The organism is Gordonia aichiensis (assembly GCF_039946255.1).
Classification (GTDB): domain Bacteria; phylum Actinomycetota; class Actinomycetes; order Mycobacteriales; family Mycobacteriaceae; genus Gordonia; species Gordonia aichiensis_A.
The window spans coordinates 30,933-52,411 of sequence record NZ_JBCDWL010000028.1 but is presented as its reverse complement, the minus strand read 5'-3'; the positions used below and the strand labels follow the sequence as shown (position 1 = coordinate 52,411).

Sequence of the window (21,479 nt, the reverse complement as noted above, 5' to 3'; positions counted from 1 at the left end):
CGCCTCACCCTGAACACCGACACCAGCCCAACGACGGAGGTAGCCACAGACGACCTGATGCAACTTCCCGCCTGATCACCAACGAAGGATCAGAAACGAGTTACACCACTACCAGGGACTTGACCCTGGAATCGACACCCACAAAGACACGCTGCACGTTGCAGTCATCTCCGCGGTCGGCGGCGAGGTAGCCGACCGCGAGTTCCCGGCGACCTCGGGCGGCTATCGGGCGGTGACCGAGTTTCTCGACAGTCATGACGTCGGTGTGGTCGGGGTGGAATGCACCAGCAGCTACGGACGGGGAATCACCAGCGCGCTCCAAGCGACAGGCTTGTCGGTGGCGGAAGTGTACGGCGCCCGTAAGGACACGAAACGCATCAAGGGCAAGTCCGATCCGCTCGATGCCGTCGCCGCAGCCCGCGCGGTCCTGGCCGACGACGGCATCGCGACCCCGAAGGACGAACGAACCAACATGGTCCGCACCCTGCATCTGGCACGGCGTTCGGGTGTGAAAGCCCGTACCGCGGCGATCAATCAAATCAAAGCGATCCTCATCGGCGCACCGGTCACCCTGCGTGAAAAGTACAGTGGCACAACAGTATCGACGCTCGTCAAGGCACTGGTGTCGTGTCGTCCTAACGCCCACACCGACCCGATTGTCGTCACGGCGTTGTCGGCACTGAAGGCCCTGGCCAAGCGGGTGCAGTTCCTCGACGAACAAGACCGTGACCTCACCGGCCAGATCGATGCTCTGGTCAACCAGATGAATCCAGCGTTGCGTGCGGCCTACGGCGTCGGCCCGGACACTGCCGCCCAACTGATCATCACCGCCGGGCCCAACCCGCAGCGCCTGCGCAGCGAAGCCTCCTTCGCCGCTTTGTGCGGAGCGGCGCCGGTGCCGGCCTCCTCGGGCAAGACCACCCGTCACCGCCTCTCTCGCGGCGGGGATCGAGCGGCGAACAACGCGCTGCACCGGATCGCGCTGGTCCGCATGTCCAGCCACCGACCCACCCGGGAGTATGTCCAGCGACAACTCGCCAGTGGCCTGTCGAAGAAGGAGATCCTCCGCAAACTCAAACGTGCGATCGCCCGTGAGATGTTCAAACTCCTGACCCGCGTCCTCGAGATCGACGACTACAGCGACCTGCGACCGACGCGCCAGGCTAAGAACCTCACGCTCACCGCAGCAGCCGGCCACTTCGGTACCTGGCCGAACGACATCTCACGCCTCGAACGCGGCCTCAAACGCGACGACACCCTCGCCGACGCCTACCGCCAATGGCTCACCGACGCCGCTTGACAACAATAGGAGCATCATCGACGGGGCGTGTAGATCTCGGCTGAACACACAGCTGATGGATCCGGTCGCAGCAGCCCTGGATCGAGCCAGTTCTAACCAGCCTCCTGATCCCGATATGTGTCGAGGCGGATCGATCGCTCGCCGACCACGCTCCAATCGCTGGAACCGGCACTGAAGACCGTATGTCCGGCAAGCCTCGATTTGACGGTGGCAGCGGCGACTGCGGCGTTTCTAAATTTCCTTCCCGACAGCTTGCGATGCCCAGGAATATCTCCAAGCGTGATCTGGCCCGTTGCCGGGTCGAATGTCGCCGAAATATCGACCTCGTTCAAAGTCACCTTCACTCCGCCATCAGCGCAGTTCACATTTACCCGGCCCGGCGCAGATGGTTCCGACCCGGCTGCCGCGGAGAGTTGCGATGCCGCCTTCGGTGATGCTGGAAGCTGTGACGGACGTACTGGCTGTGACTGCTCGGTCTCGGTCGAACGACGGTCGTCCAGTGACGGAGCCTTCGCAGCTGCACCCAGCCTGAGCTTGTGCCAGGCGCCTTCGGCCGACGTCCACTGAGTAGTACTGATCGACTCGACCGGCTGGTCGCGACCGTCTCTGCTCGTATTGAATAGAAAGAAACTCGGTGATGCCTTGGTGACGTCCACCAGCACACGCACCCCGTTCGGATGTCCTTTGGTGTGCCCCCTGACTCCGGCGACAGAGACTGTGCGCTGCACCCCATCGCGCCCCGTCACTGCGAAAGCGGCACCATTGCGCCTCATCTTGCCGCCGCGTGCTGCGACAGCCACCCTCACAGCCGCGGTCAACGGATCGTCTTCGTCAGCCTCGATGGGATCGATCCCACGTTGACCGCCACTCGACGCGACCGGCTTCGAAATGCTCCGATGGGTCGGAGATGCTGCCGCGCTGAGCCGTCCGCCCAGTTGGGTCCATATGGCCTTCATCCGGGGAAACTGGAGATCCCCCAGAAGAGTAGCCGACTCCAATTGACTGGAGAGATCAAATACAAGCACCTCGCGATCACCGAACCGGTCCACGGCTCGCGCGAGCGCAGACAGTGCTTCGATTCGCTCAGACCGCGTTGTCTCACGTCCTCCGGCACCGACCAGTTGGCCGCCGATACGCATCCAGTTCAATTGAGGCATCCCGCCGCGCAGCGCCTCCTCCGCCTCCATGTCAGGAAGCACCTCGCGCAATTCATTCCAGAGCGGGACGCCTTCGTACTCATCGACAACGTCGAGAATCGCGTCACGGATCGACCAGTCATCGGAGGCAGCGAGCATCACCCCCTTGTCGCCGACCGCTTCAATCGCCGACAGCTCTGCATCCTCTCGGCTCCACTCCCTGATTCGGCCGACCGCATCATCGATATCGACATCGACGAATGTCGAAGCGACGACCTTGAGCGCGGTGATCCCCGCCGACTCGCTGACAACAGGGTCCTCGACCGTGCCGTTCACGTACAGATAGATGATCATGCCCGGGCGCAAGGAGCCCGCAGGGCCCACGATGCGGCCCAGACGATGCCGCATCTCGTCGTCATCCTGCGCCGGAGAGACGACGATTCCGAGACCCGCAGCGGGAACGTCGACATCTTCCAATGTCAATTGAGAGGTCGAGAGGATATCGAGATCGAAGGCTCTGAACCGCTCGACAGCGTCACGGGCCGGGTGATTCACCAGAATCGATGCAGCTTTCAAACCCGCCGATGCTGCGGCCCGCTGCGCCTCCTGCGCGCTGCCGTCGTCGTTCGTGAAGACGAGAGCCTGTGCACGCGATCCGGACTCCAGCCCGGAATAGAGCTGCTCCAATGCAGAGATCTTGGCTTGACACCCAGCCAACACCTGACGGCGACGACGTTCGGCGCGAACGTACTCTTTCGCGTACACCGATGCCTGACCAGACTCTACGTCCGACGCAAGTTGGCAGGCCGTCGGGTAGACGCCATGCGAGAGATCTGCACCCGAATCGCGAAGTTTCGCCTCCGCAGCCCCAACTCTCTGATTCGCGACCGCGTACTCTTCGCGTTCATGCTTCGTGAAGCCGACCCCGGCCGTGACAACCGCAACCGGCGACAGAACTCGTTCGTCAATTGCCATTTCATACGTACAGCCGATGATCTCGGCACCGAACATGGGCGGGATCGGAGGCAGTCGCGGATTGTCGCTCCAATGAATGCTGGATGTGAGTCCTAGTCGCTCCTTGAACGCACCGACCGCTGCAGTCAGACCAGAGACGTCAGTGGCACTCAGACGTTGAACTTCGTCGACGATCACGAGCCCACGCGGCCCTATCAGGGAATGCCCACTGCGGACACACGCTGAATGCATGATCACCAGACCGGCGTCCGAACGCAGACTATGCGTCGCCGTCACCATCCCGAAGGCGACGCCGGGAAATGCGCCCGTCACGGCGGCGCTCCAGTGACCGACCATCTCCTCACTCGGCACCACGATCAGCGAAGGCAGTCCTCGAACACGTGCGTCCGCGATCGCTGCGAGTCCGACTTCGGTCTTACCCGCACCAGTCACTGCGGACACCATCCCGGTCCGCCCCTGCGATAGCCACCTCTGCAAGGCACGCACCTGCCACGTGTGCAGAACCCTCCGCAATCCGAGTGCATCGGAGAACGACTCCGCACTCTTCAATGCCCAGCGTGACACCATGCCGTCCACGGGCTCGAAGAGTCGCGCGTGCGCAGAGAGCACCCGTTCGACAGTATCGGCGCTGGTACGGACTTCAATGGCCAGATCGGAGGACGACATCGATCCACGATCTTCGAGCACATCCATCAATGCACTCGTCAGTGCCTCAGTCACTACGACTCCTGTCACCGCCGTCGGATAGGTTCTAGTGGGATTAGATCAGGAGACACCGACACTGGAGGCAGCACCCGATGAAAGCCGAGGCTCAAGAAGTCCGCGCACTGTTCGAGCGCGAGCAGTGTCTGAAGGTCCCGGTGTTCCAGCGCCCCTACGTCTGGAGTCGCGCGCGCAACTGGGAGCCGCTCTGGGAGGACATCACCAACGTCGCAGACAGCCTCGTCGACGACTCAAATGCCGCGCCCCACTTCCTCGGAGCCGTAGTCCTCGACGGCACTGAGAAAGACAACGACGACATTCGGGTCTGGCAGATCATCGACGGTCAGCAACGGATCACCACCCTTCAGGTGGTCCTCTGCGCGATACGCGACGCACTCTCGAACGCTGGCGCTCCGCGTAAGTACGTGCGGACGCTCGAGAAGCTGACAGTGAACGAAGACCAGTTGTCCGATGCCCCTTTCGCCGGCTATAAGGTGTGGCCGACGTTCCGTGACAGGACTCCGTTTCGAAGCATCGTCGACAACTCACCCAAGCCCGACCTCGAGTCAGGTCTTCTCGACGCATATGAGTACTTCCACGATGCCGCGTTCACCTGGCTCGCCGAAGTTGATCTGGCCGACGATCACATCGACGCCCTGGTCAAAGCGATGCGCAAGGGTTTGCAGCTTGTCGTCATCGAACTCACAGACACCGACAACGCCCAGGTGATCTTCGAGAGCCTCAATGACCGCGGAACTCCGCTTCTGCCAAGCGATCTGGTGAAGAACTCACTCTTTCAATCGCTGGAGTCACGGGAGGCCGACGTCGAGCAGGTCTGGGAGGTGTACTGGCAGAGGCTCGAAACGCCGTACTGGCAGCAAGAGATCCGTCAGGGACGTCTCATCCGATCCCGCCTCGACGCGTTCTTCTCTCACTACCTCACCATGCGTACCGGCACCGAGGTTCTCAGCGGAGCATTGTTCACCCGCTTCAAGGATCTGACTCGGGGAATGTCACGCGACGATCTGATCGATCTCACCCGCAGCATCGCGGAGGCTAGCGACCGCTACCGAACAATTGTCACGCCGTCGGCAGCGTACGACCACAGCCGTCTGATGGCGGTCGCCGAGTCACTGGACACGAGCGTCGTCGCACCGATCGTCCTGTTCCTCGATACCCACGCCGACTCCGACGACCGCGTCGCGGCGTATGGGTACATCGAGTCGTGGCTGGTGAGACGTGCGGTCCTGCGGTCAACGAGCAAGAACTACAACCGAATGTTGCTCGACTTGCTGCAGGCTCTTCGGCGATCGTCCAAACCGTACGCCCCACAGGTCGAGGACTTCTTCCTGTCAAACACCTCAGAGTCCGGACGGTGGCCCACCGACGACGAGATTCACCACGCCCTCGTGCGCACGCCGATCTACAAGAGCTTGACCAGGGCACGGGTGCGACTTGTGCTCAGCGGATGTGAGGCGGGCCTACGCGGAGCCGACTCGTCGATGCCCGAATCCGTCGACGTCGCGCTTCTCGCCGACAGCGGTACCGCACAGATCACCGATACCGTTCGAGGCTCAATCGGAAATCTCACTCTCGTGCGGTCGCCTCGCCCGCGCAAGCTGTCGACCACCTCCGACTGGCGGGAACGTAGACCACTGCTGTTCGACCCGGAGCTCGCGATTTCGCAGGACCTGCCGGCGTTGCTGTCCGACGTCACAGTGTCGAGCCGAGGTGGATCGCTCGCGGAATCCTTCTGCCGCCGTTGGCCTCACCCCGTGGGGGCGGGCGCCCACGCGGAACATCCGAACGACGAACCCGAGACGACGCAGTCCACAGTCATCGCTGAGCCGCACGCATCAGCTCCCCCGGAGCAGAGCCCGGTCGTTGGAATGCTTCACCACTACTTCTCAGGGCTTCCAGTCGGCACCGTCGCGCGGCTGGACTCCATGTTCGAGAATCAGACGATCGCACCCTCGGAAGGAGAGCTGCAGACCCTGCGACAGTCGCCCCCGCCGGAATATGCGGTGATCGAGATGGCCGACACCACGTTCATCGAGAAGGTTTCGCGAACGCCTCTCACCGGTCCTCCGCCGATCGCGACCGATGCCCCTTCGCAATCGCCTGGAGAGCCTGGAGCCCCGATTATCGCAGCCGTGGTCCCCGGCCCTCGACATTCACGGAGCCGCACCGTACATGCGGGGACACTCACCGACCTACTCAGGGGCGGCTTGCTCGTCGACGGCGACGAAGTCCACCATGAACAGCGACGAAAGGGCCTGCGCCATTCCGCACGGGTGGCCGCAGACGGCACCTTGCGCATGGGCGGCCGCAGCTATTCGAGCCCGTCCACTGCCCTCGTCGATGCCACTGGAACCAGCAGAAACGGCTGGACTGACTGGATCGTCACGCGGACCGGAGAAAGCCTCGCCGACCTGCGAGACCAACTGCACCGCTGACCTCCCGCCTCACTCCGGAACCACCAATCCGGTGAGTCTCGGCACCAACCAAAGTCCCGAACGGCCCATGCCTGCGGCCTCGGTGAACTGCGGATCGCAGGCCACCGTCTCGACGGCGGCGAGCCTGATTCCTCGGACCGCGACACCGTCCCAACCGGCGGGATATCGGTAGCCGAACTCTGCGGCGAGCAGTTGCCCGAATGTCGGCTTGGTGACACCGATCCCCTCGCCCGAAGGCGTGCGCAGGGCGAAGATCGGCACCTCCATGTCGTCCGACAGTCGCTCGAACACGGCGTCGACCTCGGATCCCGGCTCCAGCGACCTGAGCGCATTCGCCACATCCGCACCTGCCGCATCCATGTGGAGAGGTCGGCGGTCCTCGACGTCGTCGCCGATCATCTCGACCGCCGCCGTGTACTGCGTGCCCTGCTTGCTATTCTTCCGTTCGCGCTGCCGGTTCGCTCGCCGATCATCGAACCAGCTGTACCGGCTGGGGAGGTCGATGACCGAGATGTCCTCGCGCGCGCGGCTCATCGCCACGTACCGGAGGTGCACCGAGTCCCAAGGGTCGGTCCCTTCAGGTTCGTAGCCCCGGTGCACGAAGAACACCCGATCGAACTCAAGGCCCTTCGCGCGATGCACCGTGGACACTACGACGTTCGCGGTGTCCGGTTGAGTGAGGGTGAGTGGAACGGCTCCCGACCGGATGCGATTGCGGAGTCGCCCGAGGTCGAGTTGGTGCATCGACCGCGATGTTCCCGCTGCACCCTTCAACAGGTACCACGCGTTCTCGCGCAGGTCTCCTTCGAGCCGATGCTCCACGGCGGACTCGACGTCGGATCGACCGACACTGGGGCCCGGAAGATCCTGAAGGACATCCGTCAGCCAGGCAGCGGCACCATAGCTTCGGGCCGGGCGCCGGACCACATGTCTCACACCAGCTTTCGCGAGCAGTCGCGAAACGTGGAGCACCTCGCCATTGGTCTGGCACAGCACCGCGGTGGTTCCCTCGCCTGCCCCCAAGAAGCTCCAGTTCCGCACCACTCCGGAGTGCGGCAGGGTGTCAGTGAAAGCACCGAGCACCGAGTCGGCTCGGTCACCGGTCGATTCCTCTCGCAGTTGATCGCCGATACCGACCACTCGCCTCGGGAAGTCCCCGGTCGCGCGATAGCTCTTCTCCAACGCGACAAGCCCGGCATTGAGATCCCCAGTCAAGGCCGCGAAGAACTCCTCCGAACGGCACTTGCTCTGGGAGCTCTCGAGCGTGAAGTCATAGATCCCCTGCAGTGGATCGCCCAACGCGGTGAACCCCACCTCAGAGTCCTCGCGATGCAGTCGCTTCAGGAGTTCCAGCACCATCTCTGCACGATCGCCCACAAGATCCTGGACCTCGTCGAGGATCACGTGCCGGATACCGCCAACGCCTTCGAGCTCACCCTCGTGGTCGCGGATCAGCCGAGTCGCCTGCCGGATCCGGCTGTCGAAGTCGCCGAATGGCTCTTGATCATTCTCGATCAGCACGTACGACGCGAACGAGTCGAAGGTTCGCACATTGCACTCGGCCATCTCGTGGCCCTCGATACGCGAGCGGACGGCATGCACAGCCGCACGTGAGAAGCTCAGGACCATCAATTCGGTCGACGACGACAGCATCTCCTCCTCCGCCAAGTAGCGCAGGCGGGCGGCGACCACCTCGGTCTTGCCCTGGCCCGCACCGGCTATGACCAGTCGCCTCGCGTCCGCAGGCGCCTCCGCCACCGCGAGCTGCGCGGCATCCAGATCGAGGCTCACCGTTCACCGACCATGTCTGTGAGAGCACCTGTGTACGTGACCGCCATGCGTTCGCGAGCACGCGAACCGGCGACGTACAGAACACTGCGGACCTTCTTCAACTCGTCTCGACGGCGCTCTCCGACCGCCTTCTTGACGAAGGCGGGTGGGAACTCCGCATCGCCGAGACGTGCGAGAACGACGCCTCGGTACTCGAGTCCTTTCGCGCGGTGCATCGTCATCACCCGGACGACGTCTCCCATCTTCTCTTCGGCTGTGTTGGGTCCCACCACTGCGGCCTCGACGCCTGCCGACACCAGTGCGTCGGCAATGGCGGTCACGAAGCGCTGTTCGTAGGCGAACACCGCGATGTCGGCCGCGCCGAGGCCGTCCTGTCGCCACTGCCGCACGATCGCCGCGACACCCTCGTTCTCGTCATGCAGCGTCTGAAATCCGTGGGCCTCCGGCTCGGGACCACCGAACACCGACCGCGCACCCTGCAGCGAATCGCCCTCGGTATCGAGATCATCGACCTCCGGGTCCGCGACCCGAATAGTCCAGCGAAGGATCTCGCGGCTCGTCCGGTAGTTGATCGTCAGCCTGCGCGACCTTCCGCGCGTCTCGATGCCGTACCGCGACAACGGCGCGGGCCTGCCGTAGATCCGCTGGTGGGCGTCGCCGACGATGAACAGATCGTCGGTGCCGCTCTCGATCAGCGCACGCAACATCTTCCAGTGCGCGGGATGCAGGTCCTGCGCCTCGTCCACGACGGCGTGTCGATAGTCGAAGAGCGTCCGCAGCGACGGGTCCGCTGCCAGGGCAGTCGCCGCACGGGCCGCCAGCTCGGTGTACGTCATCAGCCGTTCGGCACGCATCAGCCGCTGGAACTGCTCGACGGCCCCCCAGATGTCGGCTCGCTGCCGCCGACTCAGGCGCTGTGACCGTCCGCTGCGTGCCACCCGCAGGTAGCTCGCCTCGTCGCCGATCGCGTTCCCGAGGACGACCAGCGACCACTCGTCGGCTAGGAATCCCGGCTCCCAGTCGTCCGTGCACGACTGCGCCGCACCTCGCCAGAGCTCCAAGACTCGATCATGCGTGTCGGACACGAGCGTGGACTCGGCGACCTGCCGCCGCCCGGCGTCAGTGGCGGTAAGCACCGCCCGCGCGACCGAGTCGATGTTCTGCACGTCGACTCGGTCGGTGATCGACTCGCCCGCCAACTCCACGAGCTGCGCCTCGATGGCCCGGATCAGGTTGCGCGTGTAGGTGGTGAGCAGCACCTTGGCCGTACTGCCGGAGCCGTCCAGGCGCTCGGCGAGATGACGTGCCCGATGGATCGCGGTGACCGTCTTGCCGGTCCCCGCGCCGCCGGTGACGCGGAAGGGTCCGTTCCATCCGTCGTGGTAGACGAGGCGCCGCTGGAGCGGGTGCAGCCACACGCGCCACGCCGCGAGATCACCTTCCAGTACAGCACGCAGCTCGTCCTCGTTCCCCGCCGCGGCGGCGGTGAAACTGAGCCGGGAGATCGGCCTGCGGAGGGCGGCGGCCACATCGTCGACGTCGACGGGCCCGGTGTCGGCCATGCCGTAGTCCTGCCACACCTCGTCCGGATCTTTGCCGAAGGCCAGGTCCAAAACTGCGCTGCCCTGGGTCCCGGGCAGCGCCTCGGCGATGGCCAGGAACGACTCCTCACCGGGGACCTCGGTCAGGCGCTTCGCCACTTCGGGTGCGACGCCGAAGCGTTCCAGGTCCTTCTGTCTGACGGCCGCGGGAAGGTAGGCAGGCGCATCGCCTTCGTCCGCAGCAGGCTCCGCATTGACCAATGCGGCCTCCAGATCGGCGGGCTTGTACAACTCGGCGGCGCCGGTCTTCGGATTCACCTCCAGCTTCAACGAGTTCGCGACCTCGTAGGCGTCGTCGTGCGAGCGCACCGCCACCAGTGACAGGAATTCCGTGTCGCCGTCGACGCCGGACGTCACGAGCACGGCGCGGTAGTGATCGTTCACCCTGGCGGTGCGCACGTAGCTCGGCGCGCCCTTGGGGTGCTTGAGGTCCAGACCCGGGGTGTTCGGCTCGCGCTGGAGCCGCACCATGAAGTTCAGGACTTTGTTGCGGACACTGCCGTCGAGCTTTCCGTAGGAATCCTCGAACTCCTTATGCATGAGGACCTTAGTCTCCATTGCGGCCTCCGCTCATCTCGGTTTCGATCTCCCCGGCGACCACCTGTGGATCGCTCTCCGTGTCGACGTGCGCCACCCGCCATCCGTTCCTGCCCAGCCAATCGTCGCGCTCGTCGTCCTCGTCGATCACGACCGCGACGTGCTCCGATTCCCAAGCCAACTCGACCTGCCACACCGAGTCGTCCGGTCCCACTTCCATACCGGGCTCCGGCACGCCGATCTTTCGTTCGGCGAGTGCCTTCACGACGCCGTCCAAAGTGGGATCGGTGTACTTACGCACCAGGTCCCATTCGGGAGACGCCCGGAAATCGAAGTCGGTCCGCTCCTGTCGCCCGCTTGCAAGCGGGATCGGCGCTGCCGCGAAGTCCGGTAGCGACCGCACGGTCCACACCGCGGACATGCGCCTGGGCAGCAATGACCCGTAGTGGGGCGAGGCCACGAACTGCAGCACGTTGGACCATCGCAGCCAGCCGCGCCACCGTTCGTCGTGATCACCGCCGCCGACCTCCGAGGCAGAGTCGTCGAGGACCGTCAAAACGCCCAGGGTCGCTTCGAAGTCGGTTGGGTCAGCACAGATGAACAGCGGTATCCCGCTCAATCCGTGTCTGGGCACCACGACGACCGAGCCCGCCGGATCCGAGGTGACGGTCTGGCCGGACGCCAGGGCGACGAGGGTGTCTCCGAGTTCGGCAGGCGAGGTCATGGTGAAGGCCGCCGTGCCGTGTTTGGGAGCCGGGTCGACCATGCCGAGGACGAGTGCCTGAGCTCCCTCGCCCCACACGGCGGCATCGGGATCGGCGACATAGTCCAGGAGGAAGTCGATCGGATTGCCCCACATCGAGCGGAGCCGCTTGTCCGCGACGGTCTCGCTCGCCGTGTTCTTGAGGTGCTGGTGGACCATGTCGGCGACGACGGCCTTGGCCGAGGCCTTCTCGAAGGCGGCCACGTCCTCCCAGGTGATGGACCAGACCCGCTTGTCGCCGCGCCGAAGGGCGTCGCGTTTCACCGCGTCGTCGGCGGTGCGATTGTGCTGGACGCTCGCGTGGAACTGCTTGCCGTCCAGGTAGATCGCGACGTCGGCAGTCTGGGCATCCACTCTGGTCAGAAGGAAGTCGGGTTCGGTCGCGACGCCGTTCTCGACGAGCTGCACCAGCGGCCGCATCCGCCAACGGCGCAGTTCGCCGCCGGGACCGGGGAGCCGGATGTCGAGCTCCTCGCCCTTGGCTCCGAGCGACACCTCGAATGACGCACCGTCCATCCCGGCGAGGTGGGATTTGAAGGCGTCGCGGAACCGGACCTCCAGTTCGCTCAGCTGGACCGAGCCGATGTCGATCGCGGCGACGGTACCGACCGGCTCCACCTCCCAGTCGGACAGAAACTGATCGAGAAGACGCAGCGCCGCTTCGCGGCTCGCGTGCTCCATCTCTCGTGGCGGGAGCGCGCCGTACAGGCATCGGTGGCACGCGGCGCGCTCCTCGGTGCGGCAAGGGCAGGCTGCCAGCGTGTCGCGCGCGAGGGTCAGGATGTGTCGGAGGCGGTCGGGATCGCCGAACCGGTCGAGGTAGCCGGTACCCCCGGGAACGGTGTCGTGCAGCACCAGGAAGCGTCGGACACCGCCACCGGAGTCGGTCATGCTAGACGCGACCACCGACAGGTGTTGAGGGTCGCCGCCGAAGTCCTTGCGCAGACCGAGCAGCAGGGCGCCCTTGAACGAGGTGGACGTCGACTCGAAGTGCAGGAGCGATACGGGCAGCAGAAGTCGCACCGCCTGGGTACGCAGTTCATGGCTGAGCAGCAGCTTGACCCATTGCTCGTCGGTGCCTCGACGGGTGGCGCAGTATCCGCGGTGGCGGACGTCTGCGGTCAGGGCCGATGAGGAAGCGACCACTCCGCAGTGTGCACACGTGGTGAAACCGGGCGCGGTGCGAGTCTCCCCTGCCACCACGAGCTCTTCACCGGGTTGATCGCCGAGCCCGGTGTTGACGGTGCGGACGGTGGCCGTTCGCGCGTACTCGGCGCCGAAGGCGTGATCCTTCAGCCGCCAGGCACGGTCGATGGCCTGCGGTTCGATGTCGACGCCGGTGACGGTGCCGAAGAAGGTGCGGGTTCGATCATCGGCGTCCTCGTCGATGAGGACATCGTCGAGACGGTGGACCGCCGAGACCTTCCGCAGTTCGAGGACGCGGTGGACGGCGCCGGAGTCCGCGGCCGAGCCGGAACCGCATCGCGGGCACGCCGTGATCGGGCCGGAGTCGGCGGCGCCCCATCCGCAGTCGGGGCACAGGCGAGTGGGACGCCAGTGCGGTCTGCTCGGCGGCCCCACGTCGACGGCGTCGACGATGACGCGTTTGCCGCCCGCGTAGAACGCCGCGCCCGGAGCGAGCTCGGTGAGTGCGTTGGCGCTGCCGCGCTCGTATGTGAGGTCCAGTGCCTCGGTCTGCGGCTTGTTCCCGGTTCCGGTGTCGGCCGTCCACCAGAGGTGTACGTCGAGTGTGGTGGCATCGTCGAGCAGGTTGTAGTTAGGCAGCAGGCCGACGCCGGACAGGCCGGTCAGTGTCTCGATCCGGCCGCGTTCGTAAAGTTGATCGCCCAGCGCCTTGTACTCGCCCGCACAGCGTTTGCGGTCCTCACGTTCGTTTTCGTCGAGGTGCCCGTGTTTGTCGAGCTCCTCGATGGTCTTGGCCAGCTGATTGCGCCTGGTCCGCAGGACGTCGGACTCCTCGGCCCACTGGGCGGCGGTCTGGCCGATCCGCTCGCGCATTCCGTGAGCGGCGAAGTCGCGGAGTCGATCGGCGGAGTCGACGGAGACGTGCTCGCCGAACAGTGCGAGGAACTCCGTCACCAGCGAGTCGGCGGCGGTGCTGCATGCGTCCACCACCGAGCGGAGCCACCGGCCGTCGGACAGCCCTCCTTCCAGACATTCGGTGAGACGCGGCGGCATGGGCTGCGCCACGGTGATCGCACCGGTCGACAGTCTGTCGAGGCAGTAGGCGAAGTACTGACGCTGGAGCAGTTCGGTGGCGTCGAGGTAGGCACCGGGCGGCAGCACCTCCCCGGCCAGGAGGTGTTCGGGCCGGGCGAAATAGTATAGGTCTCGCGGCGAGGTCGGCACGGCCGCGAGAATGAAGGCGTTTCCAGTGGACCGGCCCGCTCGTCCGACGCGCTGCAGGTAGTTGGCAGTGGAGCGCGGCAGAGACGCGAGCGCGACGGTGCTGAGGTCGCCGATGTCGATGCCGAGTTCGAGTGTGGGTGTGCAGGCAAGGATGTTCGGGTCGGTGGCCGAACCGCCGACCTTGAAACGGGCCTCCACCTGTTCCCGTTCGTCACGGCTCAGCAGGCCGGTGTGCTCGGCGCTGACGATGCGGCGGATGCGTCCACTGCGATACATGGTGCGGTAGAAGTTGACGTCCTCCACATCGCTCGGCGTGAGGGTTCCGACGCACCGCATGCGCGGGCACCGCGCCCCGTCCCAGGTGCGGGCGCGTTCCGCGGTTGTCGGCTGAACGTGATGGCAGACGGGGCATTCCATTCGCGCGACGTCTTCGGTGTGCAACACGATCCGACGCGGGTCGAGTCCGTACAGGCGGGCGCCGCGGTTGCCGCTGCGTCGCCGGAGCGGCCCGGCGGCTCCGGCGAGGTCGTCGATCACGGCGAGCAGGAGGGCGCGGGCCTCGGCCGCGGTCACGTCAAGGCAGCGCCTGGTCCAGTCGGTGAGCCATGATTCACCCTTGGGCTGCAGGGACTGCAGGTCGCTGTTCCCCGCCTGACCGGTGGTGTAGAAGCTCGGCGCCGGGCGGGTGTTGGGGAACTTGGGCATGCCGTCGGCGCTTCCGCCCCAGATCGACCACCGGTTGCCCTCCTCGGCCAGATAGGTGTGCAACCACGGGTGCAGGATGCCGCCGTTGGTCCGCAGGTGCTCCAGGAGGCCGAGCAGCCACGGCCGGTAGCGGGCTGTCTCGGGTGGCGAGAGCACGCTCAGCTGCGGGAGGTTCTGGTGAATCTCCCGACTGTGCACCGCGAACAGGTCGAGGTCCACGACGATGTCGGCGGCCAACGCCGAGGTGAGCTCGAGAGTGCGACCGGTGCGCGAGGAGAGGCCGAGTTCCAGGTGGGACTGGAATGCCAGCCGTGTGGTGAGCAGGTCGCGGAGCCGGCCATCGGAGTCATGGTCGAGCCAGTCCGCGTCGGTGGCCAGGCGGCGCACGAAGTCGGGCGGCGTGATCGCGTACAGATCGGCAGTCGAGGTGGAGTCGGCGAGGCGCTGCGCGGCGTCGGCGAGGGTGGTCGGGCCGTCCTCGGCGGCGGCGAACAGCGCCGAGCGGAAGTTGAACGCGAAGGCGCGACCCTCGATGAACGCGGCCCGGTGTGCAGCGTCCTGGACGGAGTCGGTGAAGACCAGGGTCTTCTTCTCGTCGGGCGCCAGAACGCCCGAGCCGAACACGGTGGTCAGACCCACGCTCAGCAGGGTCGCCACACTCGATCCCATGAAGCGGACGGCGTTCCGGGCGCCGCACGAGGGGCAGACCTGTCGGACCGCGTCCTCGTCCGAGTCCGACATGTGCACGGGGAGACTGTGTTCGCCGGGCGCGGTCAGGATCTCGAGTGTCTCGGTGTCGAGGTGCCGGATGTCGGTCTCGTCGTCGCGGGCCGCCAGCAGCGCGCGAGTCTTGGCGCGCTGGGTTCCGCGGGCAATGTTGCGCCAGACGGTCAGTGCCTCGTCTGACAGGCTGTCGCCGAGTTCGGTGGTCGCGGCCATCCATCCGGCTCGGCCGCAGACACGGCAGTAGACGGCAGGGAGACGTCGGCCGGTATCGGCGGGTCCGTCGTGCCACCAGCCGAACTCCGGCCTGTCGGTCAGTGTCCGCATCATGCGGGTGATCTCACGCACCCAGGTCTGAACCTGCACGTTGACGAGCGGCCGGACGGCTCCGCGGTCGTCCCGGACCCGCGCCACCGACAGCAGCGCAAGGAACCGCAACAGCGCCGCGCGAACCTCCTCGGGTGCGGTGGTGTTGTGGACGCCCCACGGAAGGACACCCGCCTGGGCGATGGCGATCACCGCGTCTCCGATGGTGCGCGGTTCCCCGCCCAGCGCCTCGATGGCGACCCTGGTGAGGAAGTGCTTGCGGAGACCTTCACCGATCGTGACGGGATCGGTGAAGTCCAGACCCGTCGCACCGCCGGTTCCCAACACTGTTCGGGCGAGCGGCACCCACGACTGCGGGTCGTCCGATTCGGGCAGGGGCGCGGCCAGGATCTCCTCCACGGTGGGGATCTCCAAGGCGAAGTCGACTTCGGGTACCACGGCGGTGGCGGTGAGCGAGGTCTCCCCGACTATCGAGTCCGGGCCGAACGGCGTGCCGAACACGGTTTCGGCGAAGCGGCGGAGTTCGTCGGTTCCCGAGCCGCCGCCCAAGGTCGCGGAGGTTGCGACGGGAGTGACGCGTCCCATCGGGCGACCGTCGCCTGCGACACCGATCTTGGCCCCCAGCCGGCGGATGAGCATGGCGACGTCGGTGCCTTGCGCGCCGTCGTAGGTATGGAACTCGTCGAGGACCAGGTACTGGAGACTGGTCGCTGCGCCCACCCACAGCGGGGTGTCTGCGGTGCGCAGCAGCAGTAGATCGAGCATCCGATAGTTGGTCAGCAGAATGTCGGGCGGGTTCTCGCGCAGGGTCTCGCGGTGGTCGGTCAATGCGTGCGGTGTGGACCGGCGGCGCTTGCCGTGGCCGCCGATATAGACCCCGGCGGTGACGTCGGCGAGGCGAGGATCGTCGTGGAGGTACTCGGCCAGGCGGCGTGCCTGGTCGGTCACCAGTGCGTTCATCGGGTACAGGATGATCGCCTTGACGCCCGTCTCGCCGCGGGCGCTCGCCCGGCGGGCGTGGTCCAGCAATGGGATCAGGAACGACTCGGTCTTGCCCGACCCGGTCCCGGTGGTGACGACGGTGGGCTGAGCCGCGCTCCGGGCCGTCGAAAGCCGCTCGAACGCCTCGGCCTGATGCTGGAACGGACGGAACCCCTTCGGGATCCAGTCCAGCGGCGACACCCAGCCCGTCCCAACGGGCTGATAAGGCGTGCGGATCTTCAGGTACGGACCGCGAAAGATGCCCGAGGACGGATCAGCCAAGAAGTCCCGCAGAACGCACTGCGCGTTCGGGTCGGCGAGTGCGAAGGTGGTCGACAGGTACTCGACGATCGAACTGCGGGTCTCGTCGGCCAGCAGTGACGGGAACGTGGACGATGACGTCATTCGCCGCGCAGCCTCGCTTCGAAGTCCGCGTAGGCGGCACGCATCTCGGCTTCGCGATCGGGTTTGTAGAACCACGGCTGATCGTGATCCTCGTCAGGCTCGAAGGGCGTGTAGCGGTCCAGGAGGTCGCCGCTGTCGGAACCGTCCATCCACGCCTGCAGCAGTTTGAAGTCGTCCTTGCGCTGCCGAACGCCGTGCGCGTGATGGTCCTTCGCGATCTTGCGGCCGTCGGCGTCGAAGTACATCTCGTACTCGTACTTCCTCAGGACCGGGAATTGAGCGCGGAACATCAGGGCGAGGTGTTCGGCGGTGAGGCCCAGCATCAGAGCCGCCAGCGCATCGATCTCGACCAGCGCGGCCCGACGTTCGAACTCGGTGCGCAGGGGTGTCTGCATGGTCCACTCCGAGTCGGCGACGGCCAGGCCGCGGGTGTACGGCGCAAAGAGACTTGTCCAGCCGTCCGCGCCGAACTCGTTTTCGTACAATCCCTCCCACAGCGGCGCGAAATCGCGGGTCAAGCAATTGAGACGGAGGGTACGGAGCAGGAGGCGGCGTGCGGCTGGGTGGTCGACCGGTGCGGGGAAACGATCGACCAACTCGGCTTGAACGTCAGACTTGCCGCTTACTTTCACTAGATAGTCGAATGGCAGCGATGCCCAAAGACCGGCAGTCGCAGCGGTCTGCCACATATGGGAGGACACGCCTGAGTCCGACTCGTATTTACAGGGGCTAGCACATGTACATACGGTCAACGAGTTGACCGTATGTACATGTGCTACACCCGGAACCACAAGCGCCGCATGAAGAGACCGCTCCAGCCCTGGTTGCGTCATCCTTCGCCACGCCACCCGCCAATAGTCGGTGGCGGGACGATCGCCCCACTGCGGGATTCCGGCGTCGTACGTGTCGCGGTCGCATGCGCGCTGGTAGTTGGTGCGCGGGATCACCTGTTCGGGGAGGGCTTCGAGGTCCCAGGTGGTGTAATCGCTGTTGTTCTTGCAGTTCTCGTTCGGCTCCCGCGCGAACGGCGTTGCGACCGTGAAATGAGGTCCTTGGAGAATGACCTCGGACCAGTTCTCAGAGAACTCAGTCCGCCACTCGAAGTATCCTTCTTTCTTTCCCTTGTCCTCATCAAAGCATCGCGTCCACCGGTAATCAAGATCACTCAGGCGTCGCCCCTGCGCAGATATGCGCCCCAAAACTTCCACATGCTCGCGGGTCAGCGGGCGAACGAGCCGCGCTTCCAGCGCTTTCGTTCCGGGCGGGTCGAACAATTGCGCCCACTCCGCGAGTCGCTCCTCGTCCACGACGACAACCCGCGATTGATGTGGCCTGACATCCCAACCACCAGAAACGAATTGGATCGACGGGATAGTTCCTCGACCGTCATCGCTCAGCGACGGGTCAACGGTTCCGACATCCTGTAGGTACGCCATCTGCAAGAAATTCGCCTCTCGCGGACCGCCATATACGTGAACCCCGAATATCGCCTTGTCGTTGACCTCCTCGAACAAGAACAAGCCATTGAGAAACTGCCAATGCCGTCGCAGTCGCCGATAGGTCTCATCCCGCAGCCTGCCAGCCTTCGGGTCCGTGAAGTGGCTTTCCGGATGCAGCAATCCACAGACACCTTCTGGCGCCATCTGCCGCCATGTGCGCTCCATGAAGTTGGTATACAAGTTGGTCTGAATACCTGTCAGAATAGGATGCTCGACAGCCGAGCCCAAAGCCCCAGCGGTACCCGCCCACTCGGCCAGATCGGAGAGGTATGACTCGCGCCGCCCAGCATCGTCGAGTTGCTGTGCCCGCCGAGCCTTGAACACCTTGTCCGGAATCTTCTCCTGCAGAATGAAGAACGGATCGTGCTCGGCCAACGTGACGTCGTCCTTCCAGGTCGGCCGCACCCACGGCGGGTTGCCGACTTGGAGGTCGAAGCCACCGCGTTGGAAGATAGACGCGAAGTCGAGTTCCCAATGGAAGAAGCCCTGCCGCTGCGCGATCTCCCGGGCGGTTCCCAACCACTCGTGTCGCATCAGCAGGCTCGGGATGGAACGCATGCCGGAGAACTCGCGGTCCTGATCGTCGATCTGGGCGAGTTCATCAAACCCTTCGGCCAAGTCGGTGAACATGCCCTGACCGTCGTGCACCTTGGTGACTCCGGCCGCGCCCAGCAGTTCTTCCAGGGTGCCGATCCACTCGTCCATAGTCGGCGGCGTCGCTGGCTCTGAATCATCGCCCTCGCCCGTCACAGGCCAGAACCACAGAGCGCACCAGGCGTCCATCGCCAACCGCAGCCGCTCGTACGGCCCCTCCGGGTCGTGAAGCTCCTCCTCCACCCGTTTGCGGTCGACGGCATCCCCGGTCGATGAGATATCGGCGCCCCAGACGTCGATCTGTCGGGAGATCTGTTGTTCGCTGATCTCCAAGCGCCGCAGCACCAGCGCCCACAAGCGTTCGACGCGTGTGGCTAATGCACGTAGGCGGGCCAACTGTTTGGCGTTGGGCTTCGTGGTGACCTCTTTCCGCCACTCCCGCAGGGCGGCGGCCTGTTCCGATACGAGTTCTTTGGCCTGCTTGGCGTCAGCGACCGCGGCCCAGCCGGCGGCGGGGAGCAGGAAGTGGTGGATCTCGCCCTCGCCGATCGGTCCTTCGGTGAGCGGACGGTCGGTCGGCGGCGTCTTGAGCCAGCTCTTCTTGGCCCGCCCGAGCGAAGTGAAATCGTAGGTGGCCCGGCGGGCACCGATGAGCGAGTTGCCCCGCCGTAGGTGAAGGCCGAACCACGGCGCGTGCAGGCCTGTGTGCATCACGTTGAGCCACAGCGATACCTCGGCGAGCTCCACTGCCGTCGCGTTGAGGTCGACGCCGTAGGCGCGATGCAGCGCGAGGTAGGCTTTCACCTTCTGCAGTTCGCCGGTGTAGTCCTCCGGCTGGATACGCTCACCGAGCTCGTCCTGAGCGCGGGTCAGATATTCGGCGGCCAGCTGGTTGATGGCCTCGTTCAGGAAGGCGCCGCTGCCCAGGGCCGGCTCGCAGATCCGATACTCGAGGATGTCGGCGGCCGTGGTGTCGTCGGTGATGAGCTCGGCCAGCGCGTGCTTCACCACGCATCTGGTCAGTACCTCGGGGGTGTAGTAGGAGGCGCTGCGTTGGCGGTCCCGGCCGGACAGCCGGAAGACGAAACTTCCCTTGGGATGGCGGACGATGTCCTTGCGGCCGGTGAGCCGGTCTTCGCGCCAGACGATGTCGGCGTCGTCGTACTCGCCCGAGCGGCTCGACGGCACCAGCCACGAGCCCTTGTCGGCGTCACCGCCCTTGGCGACCTCGACCATGTCGTCGTCGGCGATCAGACCGGAATACGACATGAGCCCCTCGTAGACGGCGCCGAGCTGGTTGATCCCGAGCTGGGCGTAGGAGATGTAGCCCCGCTGAGTGCCCTTCCGCTTGGACGGCTTGGAAAGGAGCAACAGGTTGAGCACCTCTTGCATGACCCGGTTACTGATGCGGAGGTCGGCGCCGTCGATCAGCGGTGTCCGGGCCGGGTCGAACAGGTCGGAGCGGAGCGGCTCGAAGACCAGACCGTCACTCTCGCTTAGTCCCGCGTTGTGGCCGGTGTTCACCAACCGGAACAGTCGGTCGAGCGAATCATGCAGGTGCGTGCCGCCATCGGAGCGCCCGGTCAGGGGCACCTGGACCAACTCGCGCAGACGGTCGAGTCCGTAGCCCGACTCGTACTCGGGTGCCCCCGCGGGCAGCACTCCCAGCTCCTGGCGTGCCTCGGCGAAGAGCAGGAACAGGATTCGGTACAGGAATCGCAGCGACTGGGTGGTGAGATCGCGAGGCAGTTCCGGGTCGCCCTCCACCGGAAGGCCTCGGGCGCGCCGGTTGTCGAGGACCTCGTTCGCGATCTTCTCGATGGAGATCCGCAGACCCTCGCGGAGGTCCTCGCTGACGCCGACGGCGTGCTTCTCCGAGTCTTCGGTGTAGCGGTCCAGTCCCGCCTTGCCGTCCTCGTCGGGCAGCAGGGCGTCCGACGACCAGAGTCCCGCGTGGTAGGCGAGTTCGCCGGTGGCCTTGACGTCGCGGCGGTCGAGTGCGGTCGCGACGTCGAATCCGAGGTACCGTCCCTCCGACCAGCGAGCCGCGTCGGTCAGGAGCGCTGTCCCACCCGCCACCACGAGCGCGTAGCGCGGCGGGTCGTCGCTGATGAACAGCTGTGTGAGGGACTCGGTGACGCCGTTCAGCGTCTCGGTCTTCTCGCTTGTCAGATGCAGCAGGAGCGGCTCCATGAGTTCGGCGTCCGTGCTGCACAGTGCATCGGTGCTCTCGGCAGGAACGGCCTGCAGCACATGCAGTGAATCGGTACCGGAAGCGCCTTGGAATCGTCCCAGCAGGGGTACGTCGATCGGAGTCTCAGCCTGTGCGGTCCGGAGCGTCTGAGCCCCTACCGACAGCCCGACCGCGTCGAGCAGTGCGGTGTGGAGCTCGGTGACCCGGCGCGTGTAATCCTGGCTCGCTGCGTCCGGAAGGTCGCCGAGAGATTTGAGATAGTCGCTCGACAGTGACGCGAGCCCGCGGACCGGCGTCGCCTTGTCTTGCGCCGCGAGTTCTTTCCAGTGTTTGTTCAGGTCCCGGAGTCGGGCCGGGAACACCTCGGAGAGCCAGTGCTCCGAGAGGAAGTCGTTGACGTTGTGGATCGAGTCGAACATC

The 21,479-nt window shown here is 65.3% G+C and carries 7 protein-coding genes and 1 pseudogene; 2 read left to right on the top strand and 6 right to left on the bottom strand.

All coding sequences use genetic code 11. From position 1 onward, the window contains the following. Nucleotides 1–88 precede the first annotated feature (88 nt). Nucleotides 89–1,300 (top strand): IS110 family transposase, encoded by a 1,212-nt coding sequence (locus tag AAFO60_RS20585; protein ID WP_347958112.1) that lies wholly within the window; start codon nt 89–91, stop codon nt 1,298–1,300. A gap of 92 nt (nt 1,301–1,392) precedes the next feature. Here the strand turns inward: AAFO60_RS20585 and AAFO60_RS20580 are convergent, their stop codons facing one another. Further along, complete coding sequence (locus tag AAFO60_RS20580; protein WP_347958110.1) at nt 1,393–4,131, bottom strand: DEAD/DEAH box helicase; 2,739 nt, start codon at nt 4,129–4,131, stop codon at nt 1,393–1,395. A 77-nt stretch (nt 4,132–4,208) separates the two neighbouring features. Here AAFO60_RS20580 and AAFO60_RS20575 point away from each other — a divergent pair, with 77 nt between their 5' ends. Continuing rightward, nucleotides 4,209–6,569, top strand: a complete 2,361-nt coding sequence (locus AAFO60_RS20575; RefSeq protein ID WP_347958109.1) for a GmrSD restriction endonuclease domain-containing protein — start codon at nt 4,209–4,211, stop codon at nt 6,567–6,569. Between the two features lie 9 nt (nt 6,570–6,578). Here AAFO60_RS20575 and AAFO60_RS20570 read toward each other — a convergent pair whose 3' ends face one another. From AAFO60_RS20570 to AAFO60_RS20550, 5 genes and pseudogenes are all read right to left on the bottom strand, one after another. Then, entirely contained in the window at nt 6,579–7,103 is a 525-nt protein-coding gene (locus AAFO60_RS20570; RefSeq protein WP_347958113.1) for a hypothetical protein, read from the bottom strand. A 30-nt stretch (nt 7,104–7,133) separates the two neighbouring features. After that, nucleotides 7,134–8,327: pseudogene (locus AAFO60_RS20565) on the bottom strand (UvrD-helicase domain-containing protein); the annotation flags it as partial. A gap of 29 nt (nt 8,328–8,356) precedes the next feature. Then, nucleotides 8,357–10,519 (bottom strand): UvrD-helicase domain-containing protein, encoded by a 2,163-nt coding sequence (locus AAFO60_RS20560; RefSeq protein ID WP_347958108.1) that lies wholly within the window; start codon nt 10,517–10,519, stop codon nt 8,357–8,359. After that, nucleotides 10,509–16,772 carry a DEAD/DEAH box helicase gene (locus AAFO60_RS20555; protein WP_347958107.1) on the bottom strand — a complete coding sequence of 2,088 codons (6,264 nt, stop codon included), beginning with the start codon at nt 16,770–16,772 and terminating at the stop codon, nt 10,509–10,511. Before AAFO60_RS20555 ends, AAFO60_RS20560 begins: the two co-directional genes overlap by 11 nt. Further along, nucleotides 16,769–21,478 carry an Eco57I restriction-modification methylase domain-containing protein gene (locus AAFO60_RS20550; protein WP_347958106.1) on the bottom strand — a complete coding sequence of 1,570 codons (4,710 nt, stop codon included), beginning with the start codon at nt 21,476–21,478 and terminating at the stop codon, nt 16,769–16,771. Before AAFO60_RS20550 ends, AAFO60_RS20555 begins: the two co-directional genes overlap by 4 nt. Nucleotide 21,479: the final 1 nt, after the last annotated feature.